The following is a 21196-nucleotide window of genomic DNA, read 5'->3' on the forward strand; positions in this document are numbered from 1 at the left end:
GCGCGCATCGTGACGGATATCCGCAAGCAGCTCCTGGCCGCCTTCGAGGTCGAACACCGGGAGCATCTCCAGGCGATCCGCTCCGCGCTCGATCACGCGGATCGCGGCGAGATCGACCTGACGGACGTTTTTCGCCGGGCGCACAGCCTCAAGGGCGCCGCCCGCGCGGTCGACCTGCCGGCAGTCGAGGAAGTCGCGCACCAGCTCGAAGCGCTGTTCTCGCAGGTGCTCGAAGGCCAGCGTGCTCTCGATGCGCCGAATGTCGCGACCGTGCGGCAGAATCTCGACCTGATCGAGGATCTCGTTGCGGATCTGTCGAAGCCGCCGGAGCCGAAATCGCCGACGCTGGCCATTCCGATCACGCCGCCCGCATCCGGCGAGCCGGAATCTCCCGCTCCGAAGGCCGATGCAGCGGAGGGTGGTGCAGGCTCCTATCTGCGCGTCGCGGCCGAGCAGATGGAGGAACTTTCCGATTCCATGCATCGGCTGCTCACGGAGCTGCAGGCGGACGAGGGGATTGACGACACGCTGCGGCAGATGGAGCAGGAAATCCGCGGGCTGCGCCGCGGCTGGGACCAGCTTTATGCACAGGTGAATGCCCTGAGCTCGGCCGCTCGGGAGGGGGCGAACCCGGCAGCTGCGCGCAACGGCGCCTCGTTCGCCCCTCGACTGCGCGATTTCGATCAGGGTCTCAAAGTCCTGTTCCGCCGGCTCTCCGCCCTGTCGCGCGAGCGGCGGCAATCGCGCTGGTCAATCGCGCAGGCCGCGAGCGAGGTCCGCGACAACATCGACCGCGTCTCTCTCGTCTCGGCCGAGACGGTCTTCGGCGGCTTCGGCCACATGGTGCGCGAGATCGCCCGAAATGCGGGACGGGACGTCCATGTACGCACCATCGGTCTCGACATCCAGGTCGACCGGCAGGTGCTCCAGGCCCTCAAGGACGCCGTGATGCATCTCCTGCGCAATGCGGTGAGCCACGGAGTGGACACGCCGGAGGAGCGCGCCGCCAGGGGCAAGCCCGAGCGGGCGGAGGTAACCCTGGAGTTGGCCTCCCGCGGAGGGCGCCTCGCCATCAGCATACGCGACGACGGGCGCGGACCGGATCTTCACCGAATCGAGCAGGTGGCCATCGAGCGCGGTCTGCTCCAGCCGCGCAGCCCAGACCATCCGCCGCCGATGATGGATCAGCTGCTCGGTCTCGTCTTCACGCCCGGATTCTCGACCGCGCCCGAGGTGGACCGTCTCTCGGGCCGGGGCATGGGTCTTTCCGTGGTGGCGGAAGCTGCACGCAGGCTGCAAGGCACCGTTCTCCTGCGACCGCGCTTTCCTCACGGGACCGAGGTACTGCTGAACGTGCCCTTCACCGCGGCACGGCAGCCGCTGCTGCTGCTGGAGGCCGAGGGGCGGATGTTCGGAATGCCTTCCCATGCGGTCGAGCGATTGCTGCGGCTACGCTCCGAGGCGCTGGAAAGTGTGGAAGGCCGTCCGGCGGCTCGGATCGAGATCGGGGGACAGGACGTTATCGTCCCAGTCGTCGCCCTCGCAGCTCTGACAGGATCCCCGAATGCCCCCCTCCCCACAGAGGCCGGACACGTGAAGGCCGTTCTCGTCCGTCACGGTTCGCGCTCCTGCGCGCTTGCCGTCAATACGTTCCACGACGTGCGCACCATGCTGGTCAGCGACGTGCAGGCGATCGGGCTCGGTGAACTGGTCTCCGGAACGGTCCTTCTGGAGAACGAGATGCCGGCCCTCGTGCTCAGCCCGGACAAGCTGATCGATCATTGGGTCAGGAACGAAGGCAGGCTGGCGGCGGGCGGCCTCGGTCTCGCCCAATGGGCGCCCGAGGAAGAGCGGCGCGCCCGGACAATCCTCGTGGTCGACGATTCCATCACGACCCGTACCCTCGAGAAGGGCATTCTCGAGGCGCAGGGCTACGAGGTCCTCCTCAGCGTCGACGGGATCGACGCCCTTAACGTCCTGCGTTCCGGCGACGCGATCGTCGATCTCGTCATCGCGGATGTGGAAATGCCGCGCATGGACGGATTCGGCCTGCTGCAGGCGATCAAGACCGATCCGCGGCTTTCCGCCGTTCCCGTCATCCTCATGACCTCACGCGCCGCCCCGGAGGATGTGCGCAAGGGTCTCGATCTGGGCGCCAGCGCCTATATTACCAAGCAGAAGTTCGATCAGCGCGAGCTCTTGGCGACGATCGGACAGGTGCTGTGAGTTTCATGCGATGAGTATGGCGCATCAGCCGCGGGTCCGTGTGATGGTCGTCGAGGATTCCCTCGTCGTCCGTCAGCTGCTGGTCCATATCATCGCCAGCGATCCCCGCCTCGTGGTCGCCGCTGCCGTCAGCTCGGCGGAGGAGGCCCTGCAGGAGATCGGTCGGGTGCAGCCGGACGTGGTCTCGATGGATATTCGCCTGCCGGGCATGGATGGGCTGGAAGCAACCCGCCGGATCATGTCGGAGCATCCGACACCTATCGTCGTCATCGCCGACAGCATCGAGGATTCCTCGCTCAAGATATCCATGAACGCGCTGCGCGCCGGCGCGCTCACGGTGGTCGAGAAGCCGGTCGGTCTCTCCAGCGCCAATTATGCCGGGATCGCCACCACCATCTGCACGCAGCTCTACATCATGAGCCAGGTTCCGGTGGTCCGGCAGCGTTCCTTCGCGCCCTGGCGCGAGAAGGCGACGATTTCGGCTTCGCGCCGTGATCTGGAATGGAAGGCGGCGCGTCCGAGCGTCATGGGCATCGCCGCCTCGACCGGCGGGCCGCCCGCGCTTGCCAAGGTCCTGAGTGCTCTGCCGGGAGATTTCCCGCTGCCGGTTCTTCTCGTCCAGCACATGGGCGCTCCCTTCATGGAGGGCTTCGCCTCCTGGCTCAACGGACTGATGCCGCTCGACGTTCGCCTCGCGCAGGACCAGGAGATCCCCTCGCCCGGCCGCGTCTATGTCGCCCCAGGCGACCGGCATCTTCTGCTCTCGCCCGCGGGTACGTTGAAGGTGAGCGGAGAACCTCCCCTCGGCAATCAGCGCCCCTCGGCCACGATGCTGTTCCAGTCGATTGCCCGGTCTGCGGGCCGGAGGGGCCTCGGCGTCATTCTTACCGGCATGGGCGAGGACGGGGCGCAGGGCCTCGTCGAGATGCGCCAGGCCGGCGGCTATGCCTTGGCCGAGGACGATAGCACCGCCGTCGTCTACGGCATGCCGGCAGCAGCAGCCCGCCTGGGCGGCGTCAATCTCAGCCTGCCCCTCGACCTCATCGGCCCGCGGATCCTGAAATTGGCGCAAGGGGACGGCGAATGAGCGCAGCCCCCGTCGCCCAGACCGCCGAGATCCTCCTGGTCGAGGATTCGGAAACCCAGGCGCTGCAGTTGCGCCACATGCTGGAGACTAACGGCTTCAACGTCTCCTGGCGCTCCACGGCGGAAGCAGCGCTCGACGGTCTGAACGAGAAACTGCCCGATCTCGTCATCGCCGATTATCACCTGCCCGGCATGAACGGCGACGAGCTGACGCGGCAGATGCGGCTCAATGTGCGCACCCGCGCAATTCCGGTGATCATGCTCACCGAAGCACGGGAGCGCGCCGTCGAGCGTCAGGGGCTGGAGAGCGGCGCGGACGCCTATATCTCCAAATCTGCCGAGCAGGAGCTGATCATCCTGCGCATCAAGGCGCTGCTCCGGCGGCGCTCGTCGCCGATCGGCGATTCCCGGGAGGAGCGGCAATCGCCCAGCTTCGGCGCCTTCCGCCGTGCCTGCATCGTGATCGTGGACGACAGTCCCACCCGCCGCACCTATCTTCAGAACATGCTGGCCCATGAAGGCTATGCGGTCACGGCCGCCTCGAATCCGCCCGAGGCCCTCAGACTCGTCCGCGCGTCCGATTCCACCTGGGACTGCGTTCTGGTGAACCTGCTCAGCCCGAGCTTCGACGGCATCGAGCTATGCCGCCAGCTCAATCTCTATCGTGGTCTTGCTCCCCTGCCCGGAACGGATGCACCGAGCTTTGCCATCGTCGGCCTCGGCAACGAGGAGGGCGGCGATGTGATCGCGCGCGCCTTCGCTGCCGGCGTCGACGACATCGTTCCCTCGACGATCGAGCCCGACGTGATGCGTGTGCGCATCCGCGCCCTCGTCAGGCGCAAGCTGATGCAGGACGAGAATTGGCGCATCGAGGCGGAGCTGCGCGAACGCGAACTCGCCCTCGCGAGAGCGCGTGCAGAAGCCGCTTCCGCAGAGGCGCTTGCCAATGCCAACCGCGAGCTCGAGGAGGCGAACGATCTTCTGAAGGGCACGCAGGCCCAGCTCGTCCAGGCCGCCAAGATGGCCTCCCTCGGCGAACTCGTCGCCGGCATCGCCCACGAGATCAACAACCCGCTTGCCTTCATCCAGGCCCACCAGGGAACGGTGGAAAGGCTCCTGGGGGAAATCGCCACGAAGCTGCCGGCGGAAGCCGGGCTCGAGCGCCAGGTCCAGAAATCGCGCGACCGGGTGGCCGCGATGAAGCTGGGGCTCGCCCGGATCCAGGAACTTGTTCTCAACCTGCGGCGCTTCTCCCGCCTGGACGAAGGTGACTTCCAGACCGTCAACGTGCCCGAGTCCATCGAAACCGTTCTCGCCCTTCTCGGCCACAAGCTCGGAACCCGGATCGACGTGCGCCGCCGCTACAATGCCGTTCCCGACCTCTATTGCTCGCCCGCTCTGTTGAACCAGGTGGTCATGAACATCGTCGGCAACGCCGCCGACGCGATCAAGGGGACCGGGGGCATAGACATTGAAACCGAGAGCAACGAGACAACCTATACGATCAGAATCAGCGATACGGGTCCGGGAATTCCCCGGGAATTGCGGGAGCGCATCTTCGAGCCGTTCTTCACGACCAAGCCCGTAGGGTCTGGAACTGGACTTGGTCTGGCTATCGCCTATAGCGTCGTTCAGGCCCACAAGGGATCGATCACGGTGGAGGCAGGGCCGCAGGGCGGCGCCAGCTTCACCATCACGATCCCGAGGCAGATTGCTGCATGACCTTGCCGAGTGAGATGAACCCAACGCATGGCACGATCCTGGTCGTCGACGACGAGCCGGACATTCTGATCGCTCTCGAAGACCTGTTCGAGGACGATTATCGCGTGCTGACGGCCTCGTCTCCGATCAAGGCGCTCGACATCATCCGGAAAGAGCCGGATATCGCCATCATCATCTCGGACCAGCGCATGCCCGAGATGCAGGGTGACGAATTTCTGGCCAAAGCCCGCAACGTCACGGATGCGGAAGCGATCCTTCTCACCGGCTATGCCGATCTCAAGGCCGTCATCGGCGCGGTCAACAAAGGCCGCATCATGGCCTATGCGCCCAAGCCCTGGGATCCGGCAGCGCTCACCAACATGGTGGCCGCCGCCTACCAGCGGCGCATGCTCGCGCGGGAGCTCGACACCGAACGCTCGCTCCTGCACGGGCTGATGGACAGCAGCGGCGACCTGATCTCGTTCAAGGATCTCGACGGCCGCTTCGTGCGCCTGAACGCAAGCAAGGCCCGCACCCTCGGAAGCGCCGCCAAAAGCTGCCTTGGCCACAGGGAGCGCGACTACGTCTCGCCCGAGCGCGCAACGACGATCGAAGACGCGGAGCGCCGCGCCATCGCCGCGCGGGAGCCGGACGAAGTGGTCGAGGAGCGTATCGCGCCCGACGGCGCGACCCAGTGGTTTCTCATCAACCGCATTCCCATCCTCGACGAGGTGGGAAAGGTGACGAATCTTGCCACTATCGAGCGCGACATTACCGAGCGGAAGCTGATGGAGATGCGTCTGCGGCAGGCGGACAAGATGCAGGCGCTGGGAACGCTCGCAGGCGGCGTCGCTCACGATTTCAACAACCTTCTGATGGCGGTTCTCGGCAGCTTGGATCTCGCATCGCGCCGGGCTCCCGACGATCCGCGGCTGACGCGCCTTCTGCAGAACGCCACCTATGCGGCGGAGCGGGGGGCATCCCTAACGCAGCGTCTCCTGAGCTTCAGCCGTCAGCGCGACATGCGGCTGCAGGCGGTGGACGTCAATCAGGTCATCACGGGCATGAACGACCTGCTGACACGCACGCTCGGCGGCGTCATCCGGATCGAGCGCCAGCTGACCGACGAGCTGTGGACGGCCATGGTCGATCCGGACCAGCTGGAACTGGCGATCCTCAACCTGTGCATCAACGCCCGCGATGCGATGACGGAAAGCGGTATTCTCACCCTTTCCACCCGCAACGAGACGGTCGAGGATGGACGGATCGCGGAGCTCAACGGCGGGGATTACGTCGTGATCTCCGTGGCCGATACAGGCACCGGCATTCCGCCCGAGGTTCTGGCCCGCGTGCTGGAGCCCTTCTTCACCACGAAGGAAATCGGCAAGGGCACGGGCCTCGGTCTGCCGATGGTTTACGGCCTTGCCCAGCAATCCGGCGGCACCGTCACGATCCGCAGCACTGTCGGTACGGGAACGACCGTCGACCTCTACCTGTCCCGTGCCGCCTGCGAGCGGGAGGACAGCCCTCGCAATGAGCAAATTCTCACTATGGACACCCCCAAGGTGCGCATCCTTCTGGTGGATGACGATGCGGAAGTCAGGACGGTCACTGCTGCCTATCTCACCGATATGGGCCATCGGGTCGTAGAGGCTGCCGATGGATCCTCTGCGCTTGCGATCCTGAAAACCGACGACCAGCTCGACCTTCTCGTCGCCGATTTCGCCATGCCGGGCATGACTGGAACCGACCTTGCCGACAAGGCGCGGGCGATCAGGCCCGAAATCGGCATCCTGCTCGTGACCGGCTATGCTGATCCAAAGCGCATGCCGGAAGGATATCCCATGCTGCACAAACCCTTCAGCCGCACCGATCTGGCGGCGAAGGTCACGGAAGCGGCCCGCCGGCCTGCAGCCTGAGGCGTCTCGTCTCGAAGGTTCGAGGCGCACTCCGCCCGCGACGTGGACCTTTCGGAAGACCTTCGTTCGAACCGGGACAGGAATCGCGGAAAATTGACTTTTTGCGCCGTGATTCAGGCTGCCGCATGGGCAGAAAATGGTAAATATCCTTTAAAAATTATCCATTGTTGCATGGACAGATTGACAATTTCGGGGCTTCGCACCTTAACTCCGTCACAGAACGGCCACGAGTAGAGCCGTCTCAGAGGACCAAGGTAATGAAAAAATCAGCCCTTTTCGCAGCCATCTGCGTTCCGGCCTTCCTGGCCGCCGCTCCGCTGGCCGCCAAAACCCTCGTCTACTGCTCCGAGGGCAGCCCGGAGAATTTCTATCCCGGCGTCAACACCACCGGTACGTCCTTCGACGCGACCGAGCAGATCTACGACAACATCGTCGATTTCGAGCGTGGCGGCACCAAGGTCGTCCCCGGCCTCGCCGAGAAGTGGGACATCTCCGCTGACGGCACCGTCTATACCTTCCACCTGCGCAAGAACGCCAAGTGGCATTCCAACAAGAACTTCAAGCCGACCCGCAACATGAACGCCGACGACGTCGTGTTCATGTTCGAGCGTCAGTGGAAGGAAGCGAACCCCTTCTTCAAGGTGACCAGCCCGAACCACTCCTACTTCAACGACATGGGCATGCCTGCCCTGCTGAAGTCGGTTGAGAAGGTCGACGATTACACCGTCCGCATCACCCTGAACAAGCCGGAAGCTCCGTTCCTGGCCAACCTCGCCATGCAATGGGCGGGCGTTCAGTCGAAGGAATATGCCGACGCCATGCTGAAGGCCGGCACGCCTGAGAAGATCGACCAAGAGCCGGTCGGCACGGGCCCGTTCTACCTGGTCCAGTACCAGAAGGACGCGATCATCCGCTACAAGGCGTTCCCCGATTACTGGGACGGCAAGGCGAAGATCGACGACCTCGTCTTCTCGATCACCCCGGACGCTTCCGTGCGCTGGGCCAAGCTCCAGAAGGGCGAATGCCACGTCATGCCGTACCCGAACCCGGCTGACCTCGACGCCATGAAGAAGGACCCGAACGTCACGGTCATGGATCAGCCTGGCCTGAACGTCGGCTATCTCGCCTACCAGACCACGAAGAAGCCCTTCGACGACGTACGCGTCCGCAAGGCCTTCAACATGGCCATGAACAAGAAGGCGATCGTCGACGCGGTGTTCCTCGGCTCGGGCGTGCCTGCCATCAACCCGATCCCGCCCTCCATGTGGTCGTACAACAAGTCCATCAAGGACGACGAGTACAACCCCGAAGCGGCCAAGAAGCTCCTGGCCGAGGCCGGCTATCCGAACGGTCTCGAGACCGACCTCTGGGCCATGCCGGTTCAGCGCCCCTATAACCCGAATGCCCGCCGCATCGCCGAGCTCATGCAGGCCGACCTCGCCAAGATCGGCGTGAAGGCCGAGATCAAGAGCTTCGAGTGGGGCGAGTATCGCAAGCGCGCTCAGGCCGGCGAGCACCAGATGGCTCAGCTCGGCTGGACGGGCGACAACGGCGATCCGGACAACTTCCTGCACACCCTGCTCGGCTGCGCCTCGGCGCAGAGCGCTTCGGGCTCGAACATCGCCAAGTGGTGCTACAAGCCCTTCGACGATCTCGTGACGAAGGCGAAGGTCGTGACCAACCAGGCCGAGCGTACCAAGCTCTACGAAGAGGCTCAGAAGATCTTCAAGGAGCAGGCTCCGTGGTTCACGGTGGCTCACGCCGTGCAGCTGAAGCCGGTCCGCAAGGAAGTCGTGGATTTCAAGCTCTCGCCGTTCGGCCGCCACACCTTCTACGGCGTCGATATCAAGGGCAAGTAAGCTAATCCCTTCAACCTACGGCGGAGCGGCTCAAAAAAGCCGCTCCGCCTTTTTATGTTCAGACGATGCTCAGATTCATTTTGACCCGCGTCAGCCTGATCATCCCGACCTTTATCGGGATCACGTTGCTGGCTTTCTTCCTGATCCGCCTCGTACCGGGCGATCCCATCGAAACACTCGCCGGCGAGCGCGGCATCGATCCCGCCCGCCACGAACAGCTCCGCAAGGAATATGGCTTCGATCAGCCGATCTTCGTCCAGTACGGGATCTACCTGTCGCGCGTGCTGCAGGGTGATCTCGGCAAGTCGATGATCACGCAGGAGCCGGTTCTCAACGAGTTTTCCTCGCTTTTCCCGGCTACCGTCGAGCTTGCCTTCTGCGCGATCATCTTCGCTCTCGTGCTCGGGCTGCCTGCCGGGATCATCGCCGCCATCCGACGAAATTCGATCTTCGACCATGGCGTGATGGGCATCTCGCTGGCCGGCTATTCCATGCCGATCTTCTGGTGGGGTCTCATCCTCATCCTGTTGTTCTCGGTGCAGTTCGACCTGACACCCGTCTCAGGCCGCATCGACGTGCTCTATTATATCGAGCCGATCACGGGGTTCCTCCTGATCGATACGCTTCTCTCCGATGAGCCTGAAGCCTTCTGGTCCGCCGTCAGGCATCTGATCCTTCCCACCATCGTTCTCGGCACGGTTCCGCTCGCCGTCATCGCCCGCATGACCCGTTCCGCCATGCTGGAGGTGCTGGGCGAGGATTACATCCGCACCGCCAAGGCCAAGGGCCTGACCCGGTTCCGGATCGTCGCTCTGCATGCCCTGCGCAACGCCCTGATTCCGGTCGTGACCGTGATCGGCCTGCAGGTGGGAGTGCTGTTCACCGGCGCGATCCTCACGGAGACTATTTTCTCCTGGCCCGGTGTCGGCAAATGGCTCATCGACGCCATCTTCCGCCGCGATTATCCCGTGCTGCAGGGCGGCGCCCTTCTGCTCGGCGTCGTGGTGATGAGCGTGAACCTTCTCGTCGACCTCGCCTACGGCCTTATCAATCCTCGCATCAGGCATACGCGATGACCACTGAAATCATGGAAGCTCCGGCTGTCGCCGCCCCGACCGCCACCCCGCCCCATCCGCTCCGCGAGTTCTGGAGCTATTTCAGCGCCAACCACGGCGCCGTCGCCGGTCTCGTCGTGATCGTCGCCGTCGTGATCGTGGCGCTCCTTGCCGATGTGATCGCCCCGCACTCGCCCTATGTCACCGACACCGCGATCGCCCTGAAGCCCCCGTTCTGGCAGGAAGGCGGCTCGCTCGCCTATCCGCTCGGCACCGACCCGATCGGCCGCGACATCCTCTCGCGCATGATCTACGGCGCCAGGCTGTCGCTTCTCATCGGCATCGTGGTGGTGGCGATCTCCATCGTTATCGGCACCGTGCTCGGCCTCGTCGCAGGCTTCTACCGCGGCCTGACCGAGATCTTCATCATGCGCCTGATGGACATCGTCCTCACCCTGCCGAGCCTGCTGCTCGCCATCGTGATCGTGGCGGTGCTCGGTCCGGGCCTGATGAATGCGATGCTTGCGGTCGCTCTCGTGATCCTGCCGCATTACGTGCGCCTTGCCCGCGCGGCGGTGATCACCGAAACCTCGAAGGACTACGTCATGGCAGCCCGCGTGAGCGGCGCCGGCACGATGCGCCTGATGTTCAAGGAAGTGCTGCCGAACTGCACCGCTCCCCTGATCGTGCAGGCCTCTCTCGGCATCTCGACCGCGATTCTGGATGCGGCGGCGCTGGGCTTTCTCGGCCTCGGTGCGCAGCCTCCCTCACCCGAATGGGGCACCATGCTGGCGGACGCGCGCGAGTTCGTGCTCCGCGCGTGGTGGGTCGTGACCTTCCCAGGCCTTGCCATTCTCATCACCGTGCTCGCGTTCAATCTCCTCGGCGATGGTCTTCGCGACGCCCTCGATCCGAAACTGAAGAGGTCCTGACCATGGCGCTTCTTGAAATCGAGAACCTCGTCGTCGAGTTTCTGACCTCCACCGGCATGTTCCGTGCGGTCGATGGCGTGTCGCTCAAGGTCGAGCAGCGCGAGGTCCTGGCGATCGTCGGCGAATCCGGCTCGGGCAAGTCCGTCTCGATGCTCGCCGTGATGGGCCTCCTGCCGTGGACGGCGAAGGTGACGGCCGACAAGATGACCTTCAACGGCCGCGACCTTCTGAGCTTGTCCGATTCCGAGCGTCGCAAGATCGTCGGCAAGGACATCGCCATGATCTTCCAGGAGCCGGTAGCCAGCCTCAACCCCTGCTACACGGTCGGCTTCCAGATCGAGGAGGTGCTGCGCTTCCATCTCGGCCTCGGGCGGAAGGAGCGGCGTGCCCGCGCCATCGAGCTTCTGACTGCGGTCGGCATCCCCAATCCCGCCGAACGCCTGAGCTCGTTCCCGCATCAGATGTCGGGCGGCCAGTGCCAGCGCGTGATGATCGCCATGGCCATCGCCTGCAATCCGAAGCTTCTGATCGCCGACGAGCCGACCACTGCGCTCGACGTCACGATCCAGAAGCAGATCCTCGACCTTCTCGTGAAGCTTCAGGCCGAGCACGGGATGGGCATGATCATGATCACCCACAACATGGGCGTGGTCGCGGAGACCGCCGATCGGGTCGTGGTGCAGTACAAAGGCCGCAAGATGGAAGAGGCGGACGTTCTGACCCTGTTCGAGAATCCGCGCAGCAACTATACGAAGGCGCTTCTCGCCGCATTGCCCGACAATGCGACGGGCGATCGCCTGCCAACCATCGCCGATTATTTCAAGGACGGAAGCGAGATCGCCGGAGCAGCCGTATCATGAGTGTCGTTCTCGAAGCCCGAAACATCGTCCGGGATTATCACATGCCCGGAGGCCTCTTCTCCAAGGGCAAAACGGTTCACGCCGTGAAGGGCGTGAGCTTCACCGTCGAGAAGGGCAAGACACTCGCCATCGTCGGCGAGAGCGGCTGCGGCAAATCCACCCTTGCACGCATTCTCACGCTCATCGACCCTGCGACGGCCGGCGAGCTCTTCATCCAGGGCAAGAAGGTCGATATCGCGAAGGGGGATCTCACGAAGGATCTGCGGCGCGAGGTGCAGATCGTCTTTCAGAACCCTTACGGCTCCCTCAATCCTCGCCAGAAGATCGGCGACGTTCTGGGCGCACCGCTGGTGATTCACGGCAATGTGCCGGCGGACGAACGCCGTGAGCGCGCCATGGCCATGCTGAAAAAGGTCGGCCTCGGCGAGGAGCATTACAACCGCTATCCGCACATGTTTTCCGGCGGCCAGCGCCAGCGCATCGCGATTGCCCGTGCCCTGATGCTCAACCCAAGCCTGCTCGTTCTCGACGAGCCGGTGTCTGCGCTCGACCTTTCGGTGCAGGCCCAGGTGCTGAACCTGCTCGCCGATCTGCAGGATGAGTTCAACCTCACCTACGTCTTCATCAGCCACGACCTGTCGGTGGTGCGCTACATCGCCGACGAGGTAATGGTGATGTATTTCGGCGAAGCGGTGGAATACGGCACGCGCAACGAGGTCTTCGCCGATCCGAAGCACGACTACACCAAGACGCTGTTCGCTGCGACGCCGCGTGCGGATCCGGAAAGCATCAAGGCACGCTTGGCGCGAAAGAACGCGGCCTGAAATCACCCTACGCGGGCAGCGGCAGTCGGGTATTGACGGTCGCTGCCTGCTCCGCATTCTGCGAATTGGCCGGCTCCGGCAGTTTCTCCTCGTCGGTTGCGACCTTGAGGCACTGCACCACGGCATCCCTCAGCGACGAAACGTAGTAATTCGCGCCGAGCGTCGCGCGCATCGGCTCGCTTTTCAAAACCGCGTCTTCCGCCGGCCAGAGACCCACCAGCGTCGGTGCCTTCGCCTTCTGCTTCAGCCGGCGCAGCAGATAGCGCAGATGCGCCGGCGTTCCGCTGATCTCGAGATAGCTGATGCACACCATCTGCACGCCGGTCATGTCGAGATTGAAGATCTCCCGACGCGAGACGGCCGAGTGAGAAATGACGCGGGTGCCGAGCCCGTGCTTGTTCAGGAGCTGCGACAGCATCTCGGAGGCAGCCTCGTCGAGCGGTCCGCGACCGGCGACGCAGAGGATCGCCCCTTCCGCCTTCCAGGCTTCCGGAATTCCGCGCGCCTCCGGAATCGGCTTCGTAACTGCAGGCTGCTTGTTGGCCGGCTTCTCACTCTCCGGCGGCGCAACCGGCTCGTCTTCGGTTTCCTGCGGATGCGGCTCGACATCGTCGTGACCGCTGAGATCCTGCACGAGCGCGCGGGTCACATCCTTGACCTGATCGAGCTGGCGCTGAGTCAGCACGCCGCGCGTCGCATCGTTCGCGGCAAGCTGCAGGCCCCTGAGGGCGACCTCGTCGTAATAGGATGTGAGCGAACGGTCTCTCAGCAGAACTTCCGCCGATTCCAGCGCTTCGTCCGGATCTCCCGCCAGCATGCGCTGGTAGAGATTTTCCGCCGGTGTGAGAGCGGGCCGGTCGCCAAGAAGCACGTCTAGAAATTCCAGCCGCTCCACGTGCCGCCCGAGCACCACGAGGCACAGGGTCAGCGGCGTGGCGATGAGCAGACCGACGGGCCCCCAGAGCCAGGTCCAGAAGATCGCCGAGATCACGACGGAGAAAGGCGAAAGGCCCGTGCTCTGTCCATAGACGACAGGTTCGATCGCATGCCCCATCAGCGGCTCGCCGATCAGGAACAAGGCCAGGGTCATGAGCGCCATCGACCAGCCTGGATCGACTGCTGCAGCCAGCAGGATCGGAGGCAGGGCAGCGACGAACGAGCCGATATAGGGCACGAAGCGCATCAGCGCGGCGAAAACGCCCCACAGGACCGGGCTCGGCACCCCGATCAGCCACAGGCCGATGCCGGCCACGACGCCGAAGGCAGCGTTGAGGGCAAGCTGGGTTAGGAAGTAGCGGCTGAGCCGGCGCGCCGCATCATCCATCGCCACGGTGGTACGATGGAGATCGCTCGCTCCGAACAGGCGAATCATGCGGTCGCGCAGATCCTCACGTTGCATGAGGATGAAGATCAGCACCACGAAGACGATGCCCATGGTGGCGAGCGGTTCGAGCACAGGCAGCAGCACGTCCCGCGCCATCTGGGCGGGCGTCGGATCCGGCTCATGCACCTCGACCGGCAAAGGGCCGGATGCTTCCGGAGGCGTCTGTGCGTTCGGCCCTGACGAGGCCGGCGCCTGAGGCGGCGGAGGCTCGGCAACCGCACGGTCGAAGTGCCGGCCGAAGTCCTTCAGAATTTGCGGCAGCTTTCCAAGGGTGCCCTCGCGCAATGAGCCGACCTTGGTCTCGATAGTGGTCTGATAACGCGGCAGATCACTCGCCAAACCGGCCAGCTGAAAGCCGATGACTGCGCCAAGGGAGACGATGATGCCGAGGGCAACGAGCACCGCGATGATGACCGCCGGCACCCGGCCGAGACGCCACCGGCGCAGCACCTCCACGAAGGGCGCCAGCACGAAGGCGAGGAGGATGGCCAGCACGACAGGCAGGAACACGTCCTGCCCGACATAGAGCGCGGCCAGCACCACGACGCCGACGGCGAGCGTCAGCAATCCGGAAAGACCTGGAACGCCGGGAGGCTGGATCTCCGTCTCCGAAGGGGATACCGAGGGCGTGGGACGCATTCTGTCGATCTCTACAAGCGGGGAGCCGATCTCGCCGCCCTAAACAACGTGCTCGACGGCCAAACGATCCTTGAGCGCGACAGCAAAGCTTGTCCCGGAGCGAGCTGGGACCTTTTGCCATCTGCACGCGCGGGAATCAGGTCCCATCTCATCGAGATAACGACAATCCCTTCTTCAGCTCCGGCCTCCATGTCGATCACCAGACGCCATCTCCTGATCGGTGCAGCCCTCGCTGCCTCTTCGGCCGCCCACGCCCAACAGGACCAATCGACCGCAATGCCTGTCACCGCCCAACGCAACAGCTTCAAGAGCGGAGGCAAGGCCGTCGCCGTCGAGACCTTTCAGGCAACCGGAACCTCATCCCGACCTGCCATTCTCATGCTGCATGGCGCGGACGGCCTGAGCGCCAACACGCGATACCGCGAGGGCGCTCGGAATGTGGCTGCCGCCGGCTACCAGGTGCATCTCGTGCATTATCTCGACCGCACGGGCGAAAGGCGGGCCTCGTTCGGGACTCTCTTCCAGAATTTCGTGTCCTGGAGGGAGACTGTGCAGGATGCGCTGGCATTCGCCTCCGATCATTCCGGTGCGGATCCGCGCCGGGTCGGCATCATCGGGATTTCACTCGGCGCCGCCCTTGGGCTTGCCGTGGCCGGCTCCGACAGCCGCGTGAAGGCGCTTGTGAGCTATTTCGGCCCGCTGCCGGAGGGTGCGATCGCCACGACCTCCCGGCTGCCCCCGACTCTGGTGCTCCATGGATCGGCCGATCCCATCGTGCCCGTGTCGAACGCTTATGCCGTCGAGGCGCTGCTGCGCCAGCAGAATGTGCCGCATGAGATCAAGGTCTATCCCGGCCAAGGCCACGGCTTCAGAGGCGCGGCCGAGGTCGATGCGACCGCCCGATCCCTCGCGTTTCTCGAGCGCCATCTCGCCGGACTGCAGCGCCCGTGAATGCTGGGCCCCTTCCCGCAGGCGGCGGAGGCGATTAAGACTAGGCCCCTCTTTCAGGAAGCAGGAGCGATCATGACGGCTTCAGACGCGGCTCTCGCAGGCAATCCCCTTCTCACGCAGTGGACCACGCCCTTCGACCTTCCACCTTTCGAGAGCATCACGCCGGAGCACTACAAGCCTGCCTTCGACACGGCACTCGCCGAGCAGCAGGCCGAGATCGCCGCCATCGCGGACAATGCGGAGTCGTCCAGCTTCGCCAACACCGTCGAGGCACTGGAGAAAAGCGGGCGGACACTGAAAAAAGTCGGCGGCGTTTTCTTCAATCTCGCCGGCTCGCATACCAACGATGCGATCCAGGCCGTCGAGCGCGAGATGGCGCCGATTCTCGCCAAGCACCGCAACAGCATCTTCATGAACGAGGCGCTCTACAAGCGCGTGGCGGCGCTCTACAGCAAGCGCGACAGCCTCGGCCTTGCCCCCGAGCAGGCCCGCGTTCTCGACCGCTATCATACCATCTTCGTGCGCGCCGGGGCGAAGCTCGGGCCGGAGGAGAAAAAGCGACTCGCCGCGATCACGGAGCGGCTGGCAAGCCTCGGCACGCAATTCTCGCAGAACGTGCTGGCCGATGAAAAATCCTATCAGCTTGTTCTCGACGGAGAGACGGATCTCGAGGGCCTGCCATCCTTCCTGCGCGAGGCGGCCGCTCAGGCGGCGGAGGAGCGCGGCCTGAAGGGCAAGCATGTCATCACGCTCTCCCGCTCCAGCATCGAGCCGTTCCTGCAATTCTCCAAGCGGCGCGACCTGCGCGAGCAGGCCTTCAGGGCTTGGGCGGCACGCGGCGACAATGCGAATGCCACAGACAACAAGGCGATCATCGCCGAGACGGCGGCCTTGCGCGCAGAACGCGCGAAGCTTCTCGGCTACGAGACCTTCGCCGATTTCAAACTCGCCGATACGATGGCGAAGACGCCCGACAATGTCGCGAGGCTCCTGGACGATGTCTGGACACCGGCGATTGCCCGGGCAAAAGAAGAGCGCGACGACCTGCAGGCCCAGGCGCAGTCGGTCGGCGACAACATCGCCATCGAGCCGTGGGACTGGCGCTACTATGCGGATCAGGTGCGCATGGCGCGTCACAATCTCGACGAGGCGACGATCAAGCCTTACTTCCAGCTCGACCGCATCATCGAGGCTTCGTTCGAAACGGCGCAAAGGCTGTTCGGCTTGAGCTTCGAGGAACTGAAGGACTTTCCGCGCTATCATCCCGATATCCGCGCCTGGCAGGTGAAGGATGCGCAGGGCAACCCTGTCGGCACCTTCATCGGCGATTATTTCGCGCGGCCCTCCAAGCGCAGCGGCGCCTGGATGAGCGCCTTCCGCTCGCAGGAAAAGCTCTCGGGCGACATCCGCCCGATCATCGTCAACGTGATGAACTTCTCGAAAGGCGCAGCGGGCGAACCATCGCTCCTGAGCTTCGACGATGCGCGCACGCTATTCCATGAATTCGGCCACGGCCTGCACGGTCTGCTCTCGAACGTGACCTATCCGCTCCTGGCCGGCACGGCCGTATCGACGGATTTCGTAGAGCTGCCGTCGCAGCTCTACGAGCACTGGCTCTCGCAGCCGGACATCCTTCGCCGCTACGCCACCCATTACCGAACCGGCGAGCCGATCCCCGAAGCGCTGCTCGAACGACTCATGGCTGCGCGCAACTTCAACCAGGGCTTCGCCACGGTCGAATATCTCGCCTCCGCCTTCGTCGACCTCGCGCTTCATCGCCGCAAGGATCTGAGCAATCTCGACGTCTCGGCCTTCGAGGCGGAGACGCTGAAGAAGATCGGCATGCCGCGCGAGATCATCATGCGCCACCGCACGCCGCATTTCACGCATGTGTTCTCGGGCGACGGCTATTCGTCGGGCTATTACAGTTATCTCTGGTCGGAGGTGCTCGATGCGGATGCCTTCACCGCCTTCGAGGAGACGGGTAACGCCTTCGACAAGGAGATGGCGGACAAGCTGAAAACATTCATTTACTCAGCCGGCAATCTGCGCGACCCCGCCGAAGCCTACACGGCTTTCCGCGGACGCCTGCCTACGGCAGACGCACTTCTGGCCAAGCGCGGATTGGTGGCGGTGGTCGAAGACGCTTGAGGTCAAGTCGACGGGCCGGATCCGGCCCGTCACGCCGTCCCGGTGGTGAACTCGCGCGAGCGCTTCATGGCGTAGAAGCGGATCTTGCCGATTCGCGGCGTTTCCTTGGGCGAGACCTGAGGTGCCGGAAGCGGTCGCAGGACGCTCTTCAGGAAAGCCGCTCCTTGCGGATCGATCTCCAGGGCTTTCGCATCGAGCACCGGCATGGACGGCCTTTCCCTTCTGATTCGTGTTCGTTCGGAAACGCAACGCCAGTGAAGAAAAACACCTACGCTTGGGCGAAGTTCCTTCGATCAACGTGAGAACCGCAGCTCGCTGACCTGTCGGGAGACCCGCCCGGGGCGCACGATAGACTCCGGAAAATGGGCTTTATTGGGGCCGTCGGGAAAACGCTGCGGCTCCAGGCAGAGGCCGCCATGCTTGCCGTACTTGGCGCCATCCAGCCCTTCCACGGGGATGTCGATCAGGTGTCCATCGTAGAACTGGACGCCGGGCTCGGTGGTCCAGAGCTCCATGGAAAGGTCATTTCTGCGCGATGCCAGGGTCGCCGCGTGGCGAAGCTCGCCATAGGGCCCGCGCAGCACATAGTTGATGTCGTAGAGGGTGTGCTGCGCCCCGTGCACCGGACGCGCGGCAGTGAAGTCGTAATCCGTGCCGGCAACAATCAGGATCTCACCGGTAGGAATGAGGTCAGGCTGGGTTGGCGTGATGTAGTCGCCGGCGATCGTCAATTCATGCGCAGAGATATCGGGGCTGCCGTCGAGGTTGAAATAACCGTGGGTGGTGAGGTTGACCGGCGTCGGCCTGTCGCTCGTCGCCTCGAGCGCGATCTGCAGTCGCGAAGGTTCTCGGAGCGTGTAGGTGCAGGTCGCGACAACGCGGCCGGGATAGCCCATGTCGCCGTCCTCCGAGACGAGCCCCAGGGTCAGACTGGAGGGCGTGTGATCGACGATGCCCCAGAGGCGCGTGCCGAAGCCCATGCTGCCGCCATGAAGCTGATTCCTGCCCTCGTTGGCATCGAGTTCATATGTTTCCCCGTCCAGCGTGAATCGCGCCCCGCCGATGCGGTTGCCGTAGCGCCCAACGATGGCGCCGAAATAGGGGGAATGGGCGACGTAATCCTCGATGGAGTTGAGGCCGAGCACCACGCGCTGGGGAACATCCGCAAGCGGCACCACGAGATCGCGCACCACGGCGCCCCAGGTCAGGATTTTCGCCTCCATCCCGTCGGGCCCCTTGAGCGTGACCTGCAGGACGTCCTGGCCATTGAGGGTTCCGAAGCGCTCGATCGTCATGTTGCCTATCCCTCAAAGAAATGAGCCTTCAGGCCGCGGATGCCGCCGGTTTCGACCTGGAAGAGATGCCCTGCCATCACGTCGAGATGCGGGTCGCGGCCGATGGCGGCGGTGGTGATGTAGAGCGTTGTCAAATCCGGCCCGCCGAAGGCGCATTTCGTGACCTGCGCGGTCGGAACGGGCACGACACGCTCGACCGATCCGTCAGGCGCGAAGCGGGAGATGCGCGAAGCACCCCAATGGCAGACCCACACATAGCCCTCCGCATCGACCGCCATGCCGTCCGGATGGGCCCATCCCTCGCCGAAGCGGACGAAGGGATGAGGCTTGCCGATCCGGCCTCCTTGAGCGTCGAGAACATAGATCGTGCAGTCGACCGAATCGGTCGCATAGAGCTTCTTCCCGTCCGGGCTGAAGGCCGGCCCGTTGGTGACGATGATGCCGGAATGGAATTGAGTCAGCGCCTTGCCGTCCCAGCGCCAGAAAGCACCCGACTTGGTCTTCTCCTCGTCGTCCATGGTGCCGAAATAGATCGCGCCGTCCGGCCCGACATGGCCGTCATTGATGCGGTTATCGGGCTTGTCCTTGTCCGGGGACACGATGGGCTGCACCGCGCCCGTCCGGAGATTGAAGCGGGCAAGGCCCGACTTGAAGCCGGCGATGACCTCGTCCTCGTCCGGGGTGAGCGCGATGAAGCCGATTCGCTCGGGCGCGTCGATGCGGAAATGCTCCTTTGCTTCCGGCTGGTAGCGCCAGATGCCGGGATTCTTGATGTCGACCCAGAAGAGCGTGTTCGAGCGATGATCCCAGACGGGGCCCTCGCCCAGGATGCAGGCGCTGGCCACCGCCACATGCGGCGTCTGCGGATGAACGGCTGGATGTGTCATGTCGCTTCCCCTTGGCAGTTCGCGTGCTTCCTTGCCCTGCCGGTAACTCCGGCTGGGCGCGATGGGTCCCCTCAGGATGCGGGCGTCTCTGCGATTCGACGTGCGAGCGCGACAAGGCTCATGTCGGAGCCCGCCGGTCCCATGATCGACAGGCCCAGCGGCGCGCCGAGGCGGGAGGCGAGCGGGATCGAGACCTGCGGCAGGCCCGTCAGGACCGACAGGCAGAGCAGGTTCAGGGCGTTGTTGCGGTAGTCGTTCAGGGCCTCGTCGCTCTCGGACAGCAGCGGCGCGACATCCGGCATGGTCGGCAGGATCAGGACGGCGTCGCTGCCGAGGAGGGCGCCGAATCGTTTGCGGAACGCAGCCCGAATCACCTGCGATTCCACCACCTGGGCATCGGTGACGGCCTTCGAGAACTCGAACCGATCGGCCACGCCGGGACCGAGGGGCGGCCGGTAGCGCTCGATCATCGGCCCATCGACAATCCAGGCCTCCCGGCTCTGGATATAGCGCATGGCCCAGTAGAGCGCGGTGAACCCTTCCACGGCCACATCGACCGTCTCCGGCTGCCCGAGTACGGCCTCCGCCTGCCGCAGCGCCGGCGCGAGCGCCTCCCGCACATCCGCGTGGAGCAGAGCGAAGGCGTCCCTCGCCAGCAGCACCCGGGGCTTTTCCGGCAGGGGCGAGGGATCCGGCCCGAGCAGGACCTCGCCGACCCGCACGAAAGTGGCGCCATCGCGGGTGAAATAGCCGCAGGTGTCGAAGGACGGCGCCAGATCGTGGCAGAGTTCGAGGCTGACCCGGCCATGGGTCGGCCGGATGCCGAAGAGGCCGCAATGATTCGCCGGCGCCCGGACCGAGCCGCCCGTATCGGTGCCGAGGGCGAAGTCGCACAGCCCGTTCGAGACGGCGGCTGCCGAGCCCGCGGACGAGCCACCGGGGATCCGATCGGGCGCGCCTCCGTTCACCGGCGTGCCGAAATGGGCGTTCTTGCCGCTCATGGAAAAGGCGAGTTCGTCGGTGATCGTCTTGCCCACGAGGCGGGCGCCGGCATCGAGGAGCCTCTGCACCGTCGGCGCCGTGCGCATCTTGATGCCGGACATGGCGAGCATGTGCGGCGAGCCGCAGGCGGTGGGGTAGCCCGCCACGTCGAACAGATCCTTGGCGGCAAAGGTCAGGCCCGACAGCGGCCCGTTCGGGGCATTGGCGACCGGAACGGCCGGATAGGGCATGAAGGCATGGGCGGGGTCGCGGTCGAGGAGCATGGATTCACTACACCACGGGGACGAGGGGATCGCGAATGTGTCACTCTCTTCCCGCCGGGGGCAAGGCAGGATTTGAGGAACCGCAGGATTTGGTGAAGCTCGGCAGTTTTCGTCTTCCTTCCCGGTGCGATTGGCCCTAAATCCACGCAGGTTCTCGTTTTC

General features: G+C 64.3%; 16 protein-coding genes. 11 read left to right on the forward strand and 5 right to left on the reverse strand.

Annotated features, from left to right (window positions below; all coding sequences use genetic code 11):
- The first annotated feature begins 9 nt into the window (after positions 1-9).
- The 9 genes from JKL46_RS06845 (at position 10) to JKL46_RS06885 (ending at position 12462) form a co-directional block, all read left to right on the forward strand.
- Positions 10-2226, forward strand: coding sequence for a response regulator (locus JKL46_RS06845; protein ID WP_201831192.1), 2217 nt, complete (start codon positions 10-12; stop codon positions 2224-2226).
- A 10-nt stretch (positions 2227-2236) separates the two neighbouring features.
- Positions 2237-3313, forward strand: a complete 1077-nt coding sequence (gene cheB, locus JKL46_RS06850) for a chemotaxis-specific protein-glutamate methyltransferase CheB (RefSeq protein ID WP_201831193.1) — start codon at positions 2237-2239, stop codon at positions 3311-3313.
- Complete coding sequence (locus tag JKL46_RS06855; protein WP_201831194.1) at positions 3310-5034, forward strand: response regulator; 1725 nt, start codon at positions 3310-3312, stop codon at positions 5032-5034. The genes cheB and JKL46_RS06855 overlap by 4 nt, the downstream gene beginning before the upstream one ends.
- Positions 5031-6932, forward strand: a complete 1902-nt coding sequence (locus tag JKL46_RS06860; RefSeq protein WP_201831195.1) for a response regulator — start codon at positions 5031-5033, stop codon at positions 6930-6932. The genes JKL46_RS06855 and JKL46_RS06860 overlap by 4 nt, the downstream gene beginning before the upstream one ends.
- 257 nt (positions 6933-7189) lie before the next feature.
- The gene (locus tag JKL46_RS06865; protein ID WP_201831197.1) at positions 7190-8791 is read left to right on the forward strand and encodes an ABC transporter substrate-binding protein; all 1602 of its coding nucleotides are present in this window, start codon (positions 7190-7192) and stop codon (positions 8789-8791) included.
- A 65-nt stretch (positions 8792-8856) separates the two neighbouring features.
- Positions 8857-9867, forward strand: coding sequence for an ABC transporter permease subunit (locus JKL46_RS06870; protein WP_201831199.1), 1011 nt, complete (start codon positions 8857-8859; stop codon positions 9865-9867).
- Entirely contained in the window at positions 9864-10778 is a 915-nt protein-coding gene (locus JKL46_RS06875; RefSeq protein ID WP_201831201.1) for an ABC transporter permease subunit, read from the forward strand. Before JKL46_RS06870 ends, JKL46_RS06875 begins: the two co-directional genes overlap by 4 nt.
- 2 nt (positions 10779-10780) lie before the next feature.
- Positions 10781-11638, forward strand: coding sequence for an ABC transporter ATP-binding protein (locus tag JKL46_RS06880; protein WP_201831203.1), 858 nt, complete (start codon positions 10781-10783; stop codon positions 11636-11638).
- The gene (locus JKL46_RS06885) at positions 11635-12462 is read left to right on the forward strand and encodes an ABC transporter ATP-binding protein (RefSeq protein ID WP_201831205.1); all 828 of its coding nucleotides are present in this window, start codon (positions 11635-11637) and stop codon (positions 12460-12462) included. Before JKL46_RS06880 ends, JKL46_RS06885 begins: the two co-directional genes overlap by 4 nt.
- Before the next feature lie 7 nt (positions 12463-12469).
- On the opposite strand, the gene JKL46_RS06890 is transcribed toward JKL46_RS06885, so the two are convergent.
- Positions 12470-14485: an AI-2E family transporter gene (locus tag JKL46_RS06890; protein WP_201831207.1), complete on the reverse strand. Its 2016-nt coding sequence runs from the start codon at positions 14483-14485 to the stop codon at positions 12470-12472.
- Between the two features lie 189 nt (positions 14486-14674).
- Between JKL46_RS06890 and JKL46_RS06895 the strand changes: the two genes are divergently transcribed.
- Positions 14675-15436, forward strand: a complete 762-nt coding sequence (locus tag JKL46_RS06895) for a dienelactone hydrolase family protein (protein ID WP_246529190.1) — start codon at positions 14675-14677, stop codon at positions 15434-15436.
- A gap of 72 nt (positions 15437-15508) precedes the next feature.
- On the forward strand, positions 15509-17587 hold the full coding sequence (locus tag JKL46_RS06900) for a M3 family metallopeptidase (RefSeq protein WP_201831209.1): 2079 nt from the start codon (positions 15509-15511) through the stop codon (positions 17585-17587).
- A 29-nt stretch (positions 17588-17616) separates the two neighbouring features.
- Here JKL46_RS06900 and JKL46_RS06905 read toward each other — a convergent pair whose 3' ends face one another.
- The 4 genes from JKL46_RS06905 to JKL46_RS06920 form a co-directional block, all read right to left on the reverse strand.
- Complete coding sequence (locus JKL46_RS06905; RefSeq protein WP_201831211.1) at positions 17617-17793, reverse strand: hypothetical protein; 177 nt, start codon at positions 17791-17793, stop codon at positions 17617-17619.
- Between the two features lie 87 nt (positions 17794-17880).
- On the reverse strand, positions 17881-18882 hold the full coding sequence (locus JKL46_RS06910; protein ID WP_201831213.1) for an aldose epimerase family protein: 1002 nt from the start codon (positions 18880-18882) through the stop codon (positions 17881-17883).
- 5 nt (positions 18883-18887) lie between these two features.
- Complete coding sequence (locus tag JKL46_RS06915) at positions 18888-19769, reverse strand: SMP-30/gluconolactonase/LRE family protein (RefSeq protein WP_201831215.1); 882 nt, start codon at positions 19767-19769, stop codon at positions 18888-18890.
- 71 nt (positions 19770-19840) lie between these two features.
- Positions 19841-21034, reverse strand: coding sequence for an amidase (locus JKL46_RS06920; RefSeq protein ID WP_201831217.1), 1194 nt, complete (start codon positions 21032-21034; stop codon positions 19841-19843).
- Positions 21035-21196 lie beyond the last annotated feature (162 nt).

Origin of the sequence: Microvirga zambiensis WSM3693 (assembly GCF_016735695.1) — a bacterium.
Taxonomy (GTDB): Bacteria; Pseudomonadota; Alphaproteobacteria; order Rhizobiales; family Beijerinckiaceae; genus Microvirga; species Microvirga zambiensis.

Bases quoted from the DNA above. Each gene is read 5' to 3' on its own strand.
- JKL46_RS06880 (WP_201831203.1), top strand. From the start codon at position 10,781: ATGGCGCTTCTTGAAATCGAGAACCTCGTCGTCGAGTTTCTGACCTCC.
- JKL46_RS06905 (WP_201831211.1), bottom strand. From the start codon at position 17,793: ATGCCGGTGCTCGATGCGAAAGCCCTGGAGATCGATCCGCAAGGAGCG.
- JKL46_RS06890 (WP_201831207.1), bottom strand. From the start codon at position 14,485: ATGCGTCCCACGCCCTCGGTATCCCCTTCGGAGACGGAGATCCAGCCT.
- JKL46_RS06870 (WP_201831199.1), top strand. From the start codon at position 8,857: ATGCTCAGATTCATTTTGACCCGCGTCAGCCTGATCATCCCGACCTTT.
- JKL46_RS06875 (WP_201831201.1), top strand. From the start codon at position 9,864: ATGACCACTGAAATCATGGAAGCTCCGGCTGTCGCCGCCCCGACCGCC.
- cheB (WP_201831193.1), top strand. From the start codon at position 2,237: ATGAGTATGGCGCATCAGCCGCGGGTCCGTGTGATGGTCGTCGAGGAT.
- JKL46_RS06860 (WP_201831195.1), top strand. From the start codon at position 5,031: ATGACCTTGCCGAGTGAGATGAACCCAACGCATGGCACGATCCTGGTC.
- JKL46_RS06885 (WP_201831205.1), top strand. From the start codon at position 11,635: ATGAGTGTCGTTCTCGAAGCCCGAAACATCGTCCGGGATTATCACATG.
- JKL46_RS06920 (WP_201831217.1), bottom strand. From the start codon at position 21,034: ATGCTCCTCGACCGCGACCCCGCCCATGCCTTCATGCCCTATCCGGCC.
- JKL46_RS06910 (WP_201831213.1), bottom strand. From the start codon at position 18,882: ATGACGATCGAGCGCTTCGGAACCCTCAATGGCCAGGACGTCCTGCAG.
- JKL46_RS06855 (WP_201831194.1), top strand. From the start codon at position 3,310: ATGAGCGCAGCCCCCGTCGCCCAGACCGCCGAGATCCTCCTGGTCGAG.
- JKL46_RS06900 (WP_201831209.1), top strand. From the start codon at position 15,509: ATGACGGCTTCAGACGCGGCTCTCGCAGGCAATCCCCTTCTCACGCAG.
- JKL46_RS06865 (WP_201831197.1), top strand. From the start codon at position 7,190: ATGAAAAAATCAGCCCTTTTCGCAGCCATCTGCGTTCCGGCCTTCCTG.
- JKL46_RS06895 (WP_246529190.1), top strand. From the start codon at position 14,675: ATGTCGATCACCAGACGCCATCTCCTGATCGGTGCAGCCCTCGCTGCC.
- JKL46_RS06915 (WP_201831215.1), bottom strand. From the start codon at position 19,769: ATGACACATCCAGCCGTTCATCCGCAGACGCCGCATGTGGCGGTGGCC.